We start from the raw sequence: 13,701 nt of genomic DNA, 5'->3' as shown, positions 1-13,701 counted from the left end.
TTTCACAAATGTGCAGCTACGACAGACAGCCTGCAGCCTGCAGCCTGCATAAAAATTGGTATATTGAATGAATTATCTATTATTAATGAAAAAAAAGTATTTAAAATAAAGGGGCTCAGCCAAATCTGAATTTCTCTCATGCTTCTGGCTTATCGGCAGGCTTGTCATAGAAAATTCATGCAAACTGGCTGCGGCCCCTTATTTTTTTATGAAACACCTATTCCTCTGGCATAAACAAAGCATCATAATCATACGTCGTATAAAATTCATAAATCCGGCTGCAGTACTCCCGGTAATTCTCCTTTGTCAGCAGATGCTCCTTCCTGCTCATCCACTTAAGAATCTGTGTATTAATCTCCTCACTGTAATGAATCTCATCCTTATAATAATCCAGATCGCAAATCATCTCAAACAGATCCGAAAACGCAAAGAGATAAATGTTTTCCTGCTCCACCAGAAGCCGGATGGCCTCCTCCTCAATCGCAAGCTGCTTCTTAAGCGTTCCCGTCTGATTCAGATTATCCCAGTAATAAATACTGTAGGGCGTCAGAAACAGGTAAAAGTCAATCTCCGGATGCGCCTTTGCCAGATCCGTCACGTTCTGGGAAAGATTCTCCCGAAGCATCTCAAAATCGGCTTCTGTTACCTCCTGGATCTCATCCGTCCTGTCCGCCCTGTGGTATACCGCATCCACCGCATCCTTTCCAAATGAAAAGGCGTGCATCCAGTTCCCATAAGTATCAAAGTCTGTACTCTTCTGCCCGGAACAGGTAAATCCAAGAACTCCCTTTACATGGCTGCACAGCACATCCTTATTCAGTACATAATACACATCATTGTACAGCACATCGTCGTACAGATAGTACGGATAGGAATCCTTATCATACCCTGTCTTATCTGCATCCTCCAGAAGCCAGAGCTTGTCAAGCCCCCTCACAACAAGCCGGATGTCCGGATTGGCCGCAACAGCCTTCTCCAGATTATCGTTGATCTCCTTGTACATTGCTCCCGGGAACGCAACCTTTACGGAATGTACGCCAAAAAGCTCATCCAGCTCCGAAGCTTTAAAATTCAGCGTCATGGAAGTCCCCGTAATCACCGCATCGTAATCAAAATGCTTCACAATCCCGTCATTCTGGTATCTTTCATTATTTAAGGGATAAGAAAGGCATTCCAAAGGCTTATGATAATGAAAAAACGGATCCACCACAGCCGTCAGCCCAGCTATCCCGGCCAGACAGACGCCCACAAGAACCAATAACGTAATCCCCCACTTTTTATCCCTATCCATTATCATTCCTCCAAAAAACACATCCCCAAAGCGCCGGATTCTTAAAAATTAAAGTACAAAAACGTACTGACTCCGGAAAAAGAGCAGATGCACCATACCAGCAGCAGCGCCGTTAAAAGCAGCCGCCCAAGCTCAGGTTCAAAGGCCTTCATCTTCTCATAAGCATTCCGTACCCCAAACAGCAGGAACAAAGCAGCCGCCGTAAATACAATCAGAAAGAACTCCGGACAAATCCTTGTAAAAGGAATCAGACTGTCCAAAAGCCCGCACTCCGGAAGATAAAATCCAGCCGTCAGGCTTCCATTCACCGGCCCGAAGTCAAGCTCCAGAAGCTTTCCAAGAAGCCTTGCCGCATCCCCTATACTGTCCGCCCGGAACAGCACCCAGGTCACATTGAGAAAGAGAAACGTTCCCAGCCATCGGACTGCCTGCGGAATCCTTTCCAGAGTTCCCTTGCAAAGCCTGGTCAGTACAGAACATACTCCATGACAGGCCCCCCACAGCACAAAAGTCCAGTCAGCTCCATGCCACAAGCCGCTTACCAGAAACACAAGCATCACATTCCGGCAAGTCCTCACTGTCCCCTTCCGGCTGCCCCCAAGGGGAATGTAAACATATCTCGTAAAAAACCGTGTCAAGGTCATATGCCACCGTTCCCAGAACTCCGTAATCGACGCGGCACGGTAAGGGGAGTGAAAATTCAGCGGCAGCTCCAGATTCATCATCCTCCCAAGCCCCACAGCCATATCACAATACCCACTGAAATCAAAGTAAATCTGAATCGTATAAAACAGCATCACGAGAAACCCGTTGGTACTGTCCAGCTCCCCTATATTGGCAAACCCCCAGTTCACCCCGTTACCAAAGGTATCGGCAATCAAAACCTTCTTTGAAAGGCCCAGGACAAAGAGATAAATCCCGCGCACAAAGTTATCCCACCGGAACCGCTTCCTCTCCTCATCCATAAATTGGGGAATCAGCTCGTCATGGGTCACAATGGGCCCGGCAATCAGCTGGGGAAAATACGTCACAAAACAAGCATAATCCAGAAACCGGTAAGCAGGCACTTCTCCCTTATAAGCATCTATCACAAAGGAAAGCTGCTGAAAAGTAAAAAAGCTGATGCCAAGAGGAAGCAGAATGGACGTAAGGGCAAAATTCCGCCCAAAAATCCCGTTCACATTTTCCAGAAAGAAATTAAAATATTTATAATAAAACAAAATCCCCACATCCAGCACAAGGGCCCCCGCAAGCAGCCGCTTTCTCCTGCCGCTTCCGGAACTTCTCCCCAGCAGCACATAAAAACCATAATTGCACAGTATGCTGAACACAATGATAAACAGATACTCCACATGAAAATACCCGTAAAACCACAGAGACATCCCCAGCAGAAACACCTGCCCGTAAGTCCCTTTCCCAAAATGGCTGCATCCAAAATACCCAATCATGCAAAGAGGCAGAAAAACCAGCACAAATATGTATGAATTAAAAAGCATTCCGTACTCCCAAATCCGTTTCTCTTACGTTTAAACAATAACTATCTTACCATTCTTCTCCCAAAAAGGGAATCCCAAAACTTCAAATTGCATTTCCCTTGCGCCTATGCTAAATTATATACCATGAGACCATACAACAGCTTAAACGAATCCTTACAGCAGCGCTTCGGCGAAAAACTATACAAGATCACCTTAAACATCGGCTGCACCTGCCCCAACCGTGACGGCACCTTGGGCACGAGAGGCTGCATCTTCTGCAGCGCCGGCGGCTCCGGCGAATTCGCAGGAGATCCGCGCCTCACCGTCACCGAGCAGCTCGAAGCGGGCATCAAGGCTATAACCGGCAAACGCCCGGCCCGGCGCTACATCGCCTACTTCCAGGCCTACACCAATACCTACGCTCCCCTGGACTATCTGGAAAAAGTCTACCGGGAGGCCTTAGGCCACCCAAAGATCGCAGCCCTTGCCATAGCCACCCGGCCCGACTGCCTTCCCCCGGAGATCTTAGAACTCCTATCTGCCCTGAACATCGAAAAGCCTGTGTGGGTAGAGCTGGGCCTTCAGACCATCCACGAGGAAACCGCCGCCTTCATCCGAAGAGGCTATCCCCTCCCTGTCTTTCAGGAAGCAGTCGAAGCCCTCCACGCCCGGAAGCTGGATACCATCGTCCATGTCATCCTGGGCCTTCCGGGCGAAACAAAAGAAATGATGCTGGATACCATCCGCTATCTCAACACCTTACCGGTAAATGGCATAAAACTCCAGCTCCTGCATATATTAAACCATACTGACTTGGCTGACTGCTACCGGCGGACAGGCTTCCACATCCTCACCTTAGAGGAATACACGGATCTTGTCATCTCCTGCCTGGAAGTCTGCCGCCCCGACCTCGTCATCCACCGCCTCACCGGCGACGGCCCCAAAGATCTTTTAATTGCTCCTGACTGGAGCACAAGGAAACGCCAGGTTCTGAACACCATTCACAAAGAGCTAAGCCGGCGGAACACCTGGCAGGGAAAATTCTGCCCCATTCAGAAAGGAGCTCAAACATGTCCGAAACCCAGACCCTGTACAAACTGATTATCCTCTACATCCTGAACCACGTAGCTTTCCCCTTAAGCAACGCCCAGCTCTCCGAATTTATCCTGGACAAGGAGTACACCGACTACTTTACCCTTCAGCAGTCCCTCTTTGAACTCACCGACTCTGCCCTCATTCACCCGGAGAAGCAGCATAACACCACCCTCTACCACATCACCGAGGAAGGCCGCACTACGCTCACCTATTTCGAAAAAAAAATATCCTCCGCCATACGGGAGGATATCGACACCTTTCTCTCAGAGCACAAATACCAGCTGCGCAACGAGCGCTCCACGCCTGCCCATTACTACCAGACATCCGCCGGAGAGTACGCAGCCCACTGCCGGGTACTGGAGAGGGATTCCACACTTGTGGATCTGACCCTCACCGTTCCCATGGAGGAGCAGGCCAAAGCCATCTGCGATCACTGGCGGGACAAGAGCAAAGAACTCTACGCTGCGCTGATACAGTCTCTTTTGTAATTGTATTTCTTTTATCTCATCTCATAAGCAATGCCAGCCACTGATTAGGAAACGGACAGTGGCTGTATTTTTTTGCAATAGATTCTGCGGAACAGCACCGTACTCATAATTACCGCCACAATCTCCGCAATGGGAAATGCCCACCAGACCGCAGCCAGTCCGCCGACCCTTGCAAGCACAAAGGCCACCGGAAGAATCACCAGAAGCTGACGGGCCACAGACACCATAAGGCTGTAAACGCCGTTTCCCAGGGCCTGGAACACCGAGCCCACCACAATCCCGTAGCCGGCAAAGGAAAAGCTTAAGGAAATAATCTTCAGGGCCGGAACCCCAATGGCAAGCATATCCAAAGACGCCTCAAAAATTCCCAGCAGCTCATCTGTAAAAATATGGAAAATAGCGAGTCCCGCAAGCATAATAGTCACCGCGGCCCCGATACTGAGCCAGGCTGTCTGCATAATCCGCTTTTTCTCCCGTGCCCCGTAATTGTAGGCAATAATCGGCACCATTCCATTGTTCAGCCCAAACACCGGCATAAAGATAAAGCTCTGAAGCTTAAAGTAAACGCCAAACACGGAAACCGCCGTGGAGGTGAACATCATCAGAATCTTATTTATGCCGAATACCATCACTGAGCCGATCGACTGCATAATAATAGAAGGAATCCCCACCTGATAAATCCGCCTGATGGTAGGCAGATGGGGACGGAAGCCCTTCATATTGATGTTAATCTCCTTATTCTTCTTCATATTAAAGAACACGCCCAGCAGCATTCCGCAGATCTGGCCCACAACCGTAGCTACCGCAGCCCCCAGAACCTCCAGCCGGGGAAAACCAAACAGGCCGAAGATCAGAATGGGATCCAGAATAATATTGATAATGGCCCCCAGCCCCTGAGTATACATATTGTAGATGGTCAGTCCCGTAGACTGCAGAAGCCGCTCGCTGAGCACCGCCAGAAACAATCCAAAGGAAAACACCGTCACAACAAACACGTACTGCGTTCCATAAAGCACCAGCTCCGGATCATCTGTCTGTGCCAGGTAAAACTGCCGCGATCCAATCAAGCCCAGAACCGCAAACACCAGATAGCTTGCAATCCCCAGAAACAACCCGTTCCGGGCCGCCAGATTGGCCTGTTCAAACTGCTTTTCCCCTAAGGATCTGGAAAGCAGCGCATTGATCCCCACACCTGTGCCCACGGACACGGCAATCATCAGATTCTGCACCGGGAAGGCCATGGACACGGCCGTCAGCGCATTTTCACTGAGCTTGGCAACAAAAGCGCTGTCCACCACATTGTACAGAGCCTGCACCAGCATGGAAATAATCATAGGGATCGACATGGTAAATAATAATTTAGGAATGGGCATATAGCCCATTTTGTTCTCGCTTTGTACTTCAGTCATTCATCTGTCCTCCATTTTAGTCCCGTAATACCCCTTTCAATACACCTCAATCTAAATCAATTTCCAGTCACTTAAAACCGTGCCTGTAAATCGATTTGTGTATTGCAAGGGGTATTACTGTTTTTATCCTAATTTCTTCTTCGAAACTCATTCAGTCCTTCGGCCAGCTCTTTCACATCCCGGATCACATCTGCAAAAGCTCCGGCCTGGTAGAGGCTCACCAGGATCATGCCGATAGGCACCGCGATGATCATTCCGAAAATGCTGCTGACCTTATAGCCGATAAACATAAAAAATAACGTCGACAAAGGATCCAGCCCGATGCTGTCTCCTACAATCTTCGGTTGTATCAATTGCCGCACCAGCTGGCTTACCAGATAAATAATAATCAGCCCCACGGCAAACTGGTAATCTCCGCTGAGAACCTTTAAAACAGCCCAGGGAATCAAAGCCGTCCCGGTTCCGAAAAAAGGCAGGAAATCAAGAAAAGCAATCAGCAGCGCCAGTAAAACCGCATAGTGAATCCCAAGAACAAGAAAGCCTGCCAGCAAAATCAGCGCCACCACACCCATAATCTTAAACTGGGCCTTGAAGTAACCCCCGATGGCTTTCTTAAATTTCTCCGCAATAAAATGCCATTTCACCCGGACCCACTGGGGAATATAAGCTTGAACCCCCTGGACTATCCGATCTCGCTCCGCAATAAAAAAATAAGCGGACAAAACAGCAAAAATCACATGAATCAGCGCATTGGGGATATTTTTAGCCACCGTGCCGGCAGCCTCAACCGTAGGCCTGCCCACAGCACCAATCAAATCCCCCAGAGAGCTGGTAAGGGAATCCGTAAGGCTTGCCGCTCCCTCACGAAGCTGGGGCGGAACCCCCCTGGAAAAGCCCTGGAGGTTCTCCCTTATCTCCTCCAGATCCTGGAGAAAGGAACCGTAAATATCGGGAAGTATGGCTGCAAACCCATAAAGCTCCCGTACAATGGCCGCCACCGCAAAATATACGCCTGCCACCACCAGGGCAATGGCTGTAATAATGATCAGCATGGAGCTGTGCCGGCGCACCATCCGAAGCCGCCGCTCCATAAAGCGCACCAGAGGATTGGCCAGAAGCGCAATGATCCACCCTACCACTAGAGGCATAAAAAACACCAGAAGCCTGGGTGTCAATACAAACAGCACCACTACCCCGGCTGCATATAACAGGATATTTACCAGGCAGCGCAGATAGTTTCCGGACATTTATTCCACCTCCGGTTCCTTGTCATCCTCTAAAATCGCATCCATCTGTTCCCAAATCTCCTCCCTCCCCTGCTTTGTGAGGGCAGAAAAAGGAAGCACCGCCGTCCCAGGCTTTACATTCAGCCCAGTGCGCACCATTTTCAAATGCTTCTGCACCTGGCTCCGGTTGATCTTGTCCAGCTTTGTAGCAATGATGATCGGATTGTACCCATTGTGCACGATCCACTCATACATGCGCTTGTCATTGGCCGAAGGCTCGTGGCGGATGTCAATAAGCAGGAAAACCGCCTTGAGCCTCTTAGAGCCGTGGAGATACCGCTCAACGAGCTTCCCCCACTGCTCCTTCACCTCCTGCGTCACCTTCGCATAGCCGTAGCCCGGCAGATCCACCAGGTACATGGCGTTGTTGATATTGTAAAAATTAATGGTCTGGGTCTTTCCCGGCTGGGCCGAAGTCCTGGCCAGGGATTTCCGGTTCATCAGCCCATTGATAAGGGAGGATTTCCCCACATTGGACTTCCCTGCAAAGGCTATCTCCGGAAGAGTATTCTCCGGAAGCTTGCTGGTAATGCCGCACACGGTTTCCAGACTTACGTTTTTAATGATCATGAAAGGCTGCCTCCAATACTTCTTTCATCTGCTCCACATAGAGAATCCGGATGCCCTTTCGGATCTCGGCGGAGATTTCCTCCACATCCCTTTTATTCTTAGCCGGCACCAGTACGGTCTTGATCCCGGCGCTCTTGGCTGCCAGAATCTTTTCCTTTAATCCACCGATGGGCAGTACCCTGCCCCGGAGGGTGATTTCCCCTGTCATAGCCACGCTGGCATACACGGGAATCTCCGTAATGGCCGAAAGCATGGCCGTAGCCATGGTAATTCCTGCGGAAGGGCCATCCTTGGGCACGGCTCCCTCTGGTATGTGGATATGTATATCGTGTTCCTGGAAAAACTCCTTGTCAATCCCATAGCTGCCGCTGACGGAGCGAATGTAGCTTAAGCCTGTCCGGGCCGACTCCTTCATCACGTCGCCCATCATTCCGGTGAGAGAAATCTCTCCCTTTCCAGGCATGATGTTTACTTCTATCTGGAGGGTATCGCCTCCCACGCTGGTCCAGGCAAGTCCCCGGACAATTCCGATCTCATCGGTCTCATTTGCCATATCAAATACATATTTCGGCTTTCCAAGATAACGGCCCAGGCCGCTTTCTGTTATACGGACAGACTTCTTATGCTGCTCCAGAATCTCCCGGGCCGCCTTCCGGCAGACCTCCCCGAGCTTCCGCTCCAGCTGACGGACACCGGCCTCCCTGGTGTAGCTGTGAATCAAGGTTTCCAGGGCGCCTGGGCTGATGGCCAGCTGGCCTTCCTTCAGGCCGTTCTTTTCCATCTGTTTTCCAATCAGATGTTCCCTGGCGATATGCATCTTCTCGTTTTCTGTGTAGCTGCTCACTTCGATGAGCTCCATCCGGTCCAGAAGGGGACGGGGAATGGATTGAGCATCATTCGCTGTGGCAATGAAAAGCACCTCGGACAAATCCATGGGAATCTCCACATAGTGATCCTGGAAGCGGCTGTTCTGCTCCGCATCCAGCACCTCCAGAAGAGCCGATGAGGTGTCTCCCTTGTAATCGCTGCTCACCTTGTCTATCTCATCCAGAAGCATCAGCGGATTCTTCACACCGGCCTGACGCATTCCGGAAGCAATCCGTCCCGGCATGGCTCCCACGTAAGTCCTCCGGTGTCCCCGGATCTCCGCCTCATCCCGGACGCCGCCCAGGCAGATGCGCACGTATTTCTTGTTCAGCGCCCGTGCAACCGACCGGGCAATGGAGGTCTTTCCCGTTCCCGGAGGGCCGGCCAGGCAGAGAATGGGGCTGCTGCCCTTCTTTGTCAATGTCCGGACTGCCAGGAATTCAAGGATGCGCTCCTTGACCTTTTCCAGGCCGTAATGATCTGCATTTAAGATCTCCTCGGCCCTCTTTAGATCTGTGCTGTCCCGGGAGGTCTTTTCCCAGGGCAGATCCAGCAGCGTCTCAATATATCCCCGGATCACGGCGCTTTCTGAGGAATTGCTTCCGATATTCTGAAAACGGTTAATCTCCTTGGTTATTTTTTCCTTAACCTCCTTGGAGGCCCGAAGCTTGTCAAGAGCTTCTTTAAAATGATCTGCGTCTGTCCCGGAGGTATCCTCCCCCAGCTCCTCACGAATCACCTTTAACTGCTCCCGAAGAAGGTAATCCCTCTGGTTCTTGTCCACCCGGGCCTTGATCTTCTCCTGAAGCTCCCTTTTAAAGCGCAAAATCCCGATCTCTTTGTTCATCAGAGTTCCCAGAAGCTCAAACTGCTCCGACAGGCTGCCTGCTTCCAGAAGCTTCTGCTTTTCTTCATAGTGAAGGGGAAGGTGAATCATCAGCTGCCTTGTCAGCCTGGAAAGCTCCTCCAGTTCTCCCATCTGACGCTCCAGCTCCTTACCCGACTTGCCGCTCTCCTGGCAGTAGGTACGGAAAGTCTCCTTTAAGCTTCGGAGCATGGCCTCCCGGATATCGGGGGCTATGTTTTCCGGCTCCTCCTCAAAGCGGATCACCTCCGCCTCCGGATAATCCCCCTCCAGATCGAGATGGGACAGCTCTCCCCTCTCCAGACCCTCCGCCAGCACACGCAGGATGTTATGGGGCAGCTTGATAACCTGCTTTACGGAAGCGATGGTTCCGATCCGGTACAGGTCTTCAAAGCCTGGATTTTCTGTCTGAGTATTCTTCTGAGTCACCAGAAATAAGCGCTGCTCACGGAGCATCGCCTGCTCAATGGCATGGACGGAGTTCTCGCGGCTCACGTCAAAGTGGATCACCATATCCGGAAGAACCGTCATTCCCCTAAGGGCCACCACCGGCAGCATCTGAATCAATTCACTCACTTTTCTGCTCTCCTCTTCTATTCCAGTTCCGTAATATCTCTTCCAGTACACAGGTATAAAATCAATTTCCAGTCACAAAACCATGTGCCTGTAAATTGATTTGTGCACTGTCAGAGATATTACTGTTCCAGTTCCGTAATATCTTTTCCAGTACACGGGTATAAAATCAATTTCCAGTCACAAAACCATGTGCCTGTAAATTGATTTGTGCACTGTCAAAGATATTACTGTTCCAGTTCCGTAATATCTCTTCCAGTACACGGGTATAAAATCAATTTCCAGTCACAAAACCATGTGCCTGTAAATTGATTTGTGCACTGTCAGAGATATTACTGTTCCAGTTCCGTAATATCTCTTCCAGTACACGGGTATAAAATCAATTTCCAGTCACAAAACCATGTGCCTGTAAATTGATTTGTGCATTGTCGGAGATATTACTGTTTTTATAATCTAAGAAAGAGATTCCAGGCTACGCCCGGAATCTCATCTCATTGCTTGTCGTTACAGGACTCCCTGTGCCTTCCACCACTTCCTTGGTAATCACGCAGCTCTTAATGCTCTCATCCGATGGAATCTCATACATGGTATCCATCATAATATGCTCCATGATTGCCCGAAGGCCTCTGGCTCCTGTCTTTCTCGTTACCGTCTGTGCGGCGATGGCCTCAATGGCCTCCCGATCAAAGGATAATTTCACTCCATCCAGCTCAAGCATCTTCTTATACTGCTTTACGATAGAATTCTTCGGCTCCACAAGAATGCGGACCATATCCTCCTTTGTCAAAGCATCCAGCGCCACGGTTACAGGCACGCGGCCCACGAACTCCGGTATCATACCGAACTTCACCAGATCTTCCGGCAGCACCTGCCGGAGCAGCTTGCCCACATTCTCTTCCATGCCCCGCTTAGTCACTTCTGCGTTGAAGCCGATAGACCGGCGGTCCATTCTCCGCTCAATCACCTTATCAAGACCCTCAAAGGCGCCGCCGCAGATAAAGAGAATATTGGTCGTGTCAATCTGAATCAACTCCTGGTGGGGATGCTTTCTTCCGCCCTGAGGCGGCACGGAAGCAATGGTTCCCTCCAGAATCTTAAGGAGCGCCTGCTGCACGCCCTCACCGGACACATCTCTGGTAATGGATGGATTCTCCGACTTTCTGGTAATCTTGTCAATTTCGTCAATGTAAATGATTCCGTGCTGTGCACGCTCTACGTCATAATCCGCCGCCTGGATGATCTTCAGCAGAATGTTCTCCACATCCTCGCCCACATAACCGGCCTCTGTAAGGGAAGTTGCATCCGCAATGGCAAAAGGCACATTCAAAAGCCTTGCCAGCGTCTGGGCTAAAAGGGTTTTACCGGAACCGGTAGGCCCAAGCATCAGAATATTGCTCTTCTGAAGCTCCACATCCAGATCCTTCTCTCTCCCCGCCAGAATTCTCTTATAGTGATTGTAAACTGCCACGGAGAGAACCTTCTTGGCCTCCTCCTGGCCGATGACATACTCATCCAGGAACTCTTTGATCTCCTTGGGCTTTAAGAGGTTAATCTCCTCATCCCCAGGCTCCTGCTCATCCAGTTCCAGCTCCTCCTCAATCAGCTCCGCACACAGTTCAATACACTCGTCGCAGATATAAGTTCCGCTGGGTCCGGAAATCATCTTACGCACCTGCTCCCCGGATTTACCGCAAAAGGAACATCTTACGTTGTTATCATTGTTTCTAGGCATAATTCTTCTCGTCCTTTTACTTACGATTTGCGATCACGCTGTCAATCAAGCCATATTTCATGGCCTCTTCGGCGCTCATATAATTATCGCGCTCTGTATCCACCTCGATCACTTCCACGGGCTGCCCTGTATTGGCCGCCAGAATCTCATTGAGCTTCTTTTTCGTGCGCAGAATGTGCTCAGCCACAATCTTGATCTCCGTAGCCTGGCCCCTGGCGCCGCCGGAGGGCTGGTGAATCATAATCTCCGCATTGGGAAGGGCCATACGCTTGCCCTTGGTTCCCCCTGCCAGAAGAAACGCCCCCATACTGGCCGCCATACCCATACAAATGGTAGATACATCACACTTGATGTACTGCATGGTATCATAGATGGCCATGCCTGCGGTTACGGAACCGCCCGGACTGTTGATATACAGATTGATATCCTTTCCCGGATCCTCGGACTCCAGGAACAGAAGCTGTGCCGTCACCAGGCTTGCAGTCACGTCATTGACTTCTTCTCCCAGAATAATGATCCGATCCTTTAAAAGTCTGGAGTAAATGTCATAGGAGCGCTCGCCCCTGCTGGTCTGCTCAACTACAACAGGTACTAAACTCATATCCATCATTGATTCTCATATCCTTTCTAAATAAATGCAGCGGTTCTTGCCAGAAGCTTCTCAAACGTTACGGTTCACTTCGTGAACGGTAACTCCTAAACAACAGCTTATTTCTCCACGGCTGCCTCTGTCACCAGCTCAATCGCCTTCTGGATAGACAGATCCTGTCTCATATTCTTCTTCTCTTCCTCACTGATCAGCTCTTTCAGCTTATCCAGCTCCATCTTGCAGCTCTCTGCCATACGGTTCATCTCGGCCTCGATGTCTTCCTCGCTGGCCTCAAGATTCTCCGCTGCCGCAACAGCCTCCAGAACAAGACGGCTCTCAATACGCTTCTTGGCCTGAGGCTTCATCTGATTTTTCATAGACTCCACGGTAGCTCCCGTGTACTGTGCATACTGCTCCAGGGACATTCCCTGCATCATCAGCCTCTGGGCAAAATCATCCACCAGGCTCTCTGCCTGTGTGTCAATCATTGCCTCCGGAATCTCCATCTGGGCGCCCTCAATGATCTTCTCAATCACAGCGTCCTCTTTCTTTGCCTTGGCATCCGCAGCCTTCCGATCCTCAATCTTCTTCTTCAGATCCGCCCGGTACTCCTCCATGGTGTCAAACTCAGATACATCCTTTACAAATTCATCATCTGCATCAGGAAGCTCCTTCACCTTAATCTCCTTTACGGTACACTTAAATACAGCCGGCTTTCCTGCCAGTTCCTTGGCATGATATTCCTCCGGGAAGGTCACATTTACATCCACTTCCTTGCCGATCTCAGCTCCCACCAGCTGCTCCTCAAAGCCGGGAATAAAAGCGCCGGAACCGATAGTCAGCGGATAATCTGTACCCTTTCCGCCCTCAAAAGCCGTCCCGTCCACAAAGCCCTCAAAGTCAATCACAGTCATATCGCCGTTCTCAACAGCTCTGTCCTCCACAGTGATGGTTCTGGAATTGTTGTCTCTCTCCTTGTCCACCTCTGCGGTAATCTCCTCCTCAGAAGCCGCAGTATCAATTTTCTCCACCTCAATGCCCTTATATGCACCCAGGGTTACTTCCGGCTTCACTGCAACCTCTGCCGTAAATACAAAAGGCTGTCCCTTCTCAATCTTCACGATATCAATGACCGGACGGGACACCAGTTCCAGCTCACACTCATCCATAGCCTTCGCATAAGCGTCCGGAATCAGCGCGTTAGCCGCATCCTCATAAAAAATCTCCGGCCCATACATCTTCTCAATCATCTGACGGGGCACCTTACCCTTACGGAAACCAGGAACATTGATCCTATTTTTATTCTTAAGGTATGCTTTCTGAAGCCCCTGCTCCAACTCCTCCGCAGACACCTCAATGGTAAGCTTAGCCATATTCTTTTCCAGTTTTTCTACCTGTAAACTCATTTTTTATCTCCTCCTTAAATTGTATCTTTACATAATATTCTACATTCTTTACACA

General features: G+C 50.1%; 11 protein-coding genes. 2 read left to right on the top strand and 9 right to left on the bottom strand.

Annotated elements, in window-relative coordinates:
- Positions 1 to 217 precede the first annotated feature (217 nt).
- Together VV089_RS22910 and VV089_RS22905 are read right to left on the bottom strand one after the other, a co-directional pair.
- Complete coding sequence (locus tag VV089_RS22910) at positions 218 to 1,291, bottom strand: hypothetical protein (RefSeq protein ID WP_334337525.1); 1,074 nt, start codon at positions 1,289 to 1,291, stop codon at positions 218 to 220.
- A gap of 41 nt (positions 1,292 to 1,332) precedes the next feature.
- Positions 1,333 to 2,787 carry an MBOAT family O-acyltransferase gene (locus VV089_RS22905; protein ID WP_334337524.1) on the bottom strand — a complete coding sequence of 485 codons (1,455 nt, stop codon included), beginning with the start codon at positions 2,785 to 2,787 and terminating at the stop codon, positions 1,333 to 1,335.
- A 123-nt stretch (positions 2,788 to 2,910) separates the two neighbouring features.
- Here VV089_RS22905 and VV089_RS22900 point away from each other — a divergent pair, with 123 nt between their 5' ends.
- Together VV089_RS22900 and VV089_RS22895 are read left to right on the top strand one after the other, a co-directional pair.
- Positions 2,911 to 3,867 (top strand): TIGR01212 family radical SAM protein, encoded by a 957-nt coding sequence (locus VV089_RS22900; RefSeq protein WP_334337523.1) that lies wholly within the window; start codon positions 2,911 to 2,913, stop codon positions 3,865 to 3,867.
- A complete protein-coding gene (locus tag VV089_RS22895) occupies positions 3,837 to 4,349 on the top strand; it encodes a DUF4364 family protein (protein ID WP_172541848.1) in 513 nt (170 codons plus the stop codon). The genes VV089_RS22900 and VV089_RS22895 overlap by 31 nt, the downstream gene beginning before the upstream one ends.
- Positions 4,350 to 4,393: 44 nt before the next feature.
- Here the strand turns inward: VV089_RS22895 and VV089_RS22890 are convergent, their stop codons facing one another.
- From VV089_RS22890 to tig, 7 genes are all read right to left on the bottom strand, one after another.
- On the bottom strand, positions 4,394 to 5,758 hold the full coding sequence (locus VV089_RS22890; protein ID WP_334337522.1) for an MATE family efflux transporter: 1,365 nt from the start codon (positions 5,756 to 5,758) through the stop codon (positions 4,394 to 4,396).
- A 128-nt stretch (positions 5,759 to 5,886) separates the two neighbouring features.
- Entirely contained in the window at positions 5,887 to 7,005 is a 1,119-nt protein-coding gene (gene ytvI / locus VV089_RS22885; RefSeq protein ID WP_334337521.1) for a sporulation integral membrane protein YtvI, read from the bottom strand.
- Entirely contained in the window at positions 7,006 to 7,614 is a 609-nt protein-coding gene (yihA, locus tag VV089_RS22880; RefSeq protein WP_334337520.1) for a ribosome biogenesis GTP-binding protein YihA/YsxC, read from the bottom strand.
- A complete protein-coding gene (gene lon / locus VV089_RS22875) occupies positions 7,604 to 9,922 on the bottom strand; it encodes an endopeptidase La (RefSeq protein ID WP_334337519.1) in 2,319 nt (772 codons plus the stop codon). The genes yihA and lon overlap by 11 nt, the downstream gene beginning before the upstream one ends.
- Before the next feature lie 469 nt (positions 9,923 to 10,391).
- Positions 10,392 to 11,651: an ATP-dependent Clp protease ATP-binding subunit ClpX gene (gene clpX, locus VV089_RS22870; protein WP_172542551.1), complete on the bottom strand. Its 1,260-nt coding sequence runs from the start codon at positions 11,649 to 11,651 to the stop codon at positions 10,392 to 10,394.
- A 16-nt stretch (positions 11,652 to 11,667) separates the two neighbouring features.
- Complete coding sequence (gene clpP, locus VV089_RS22865) at positions 11,668 to 12,252, bottom strand: ATP-dependent Clp endopeptidase proteolytic subunit ClpP (protein WP_172542552.1); 585 nt, start codon at positions 12,250 to 12,252, stop codon at positions 11,668 to 11,670.
- Positions 12,253 to 12,359: 107 nt separating this feature from the next.
- Complete coding sequence (gene tig, locus VV089_RS22860) at positions 12,360 to 13,646, bottom strand: trigger factor (RefSeq protein ID WP_334337518.1); 1,287 nt, start codon at positions 13,644 to 13,646, stop codon at positions 12,360 to 12,362.
- Between the last annotated feature and the right edge of the window lie 55 nt (positions 13,647 to 13,701).

It is taken from the genome of Candidatus Merdisoma sp. JLR.KK011, from assembly GCF_036941125.1.
Taxonomy (GTDB): domain Bacteria; phylum Bacillota; class Clostridia; order Lachnospirales; family Lachnospiraceae; genus Laedolimicola.
This window is presented reverse-complemented; position numbering and strand designations above follow the sequence as displayed.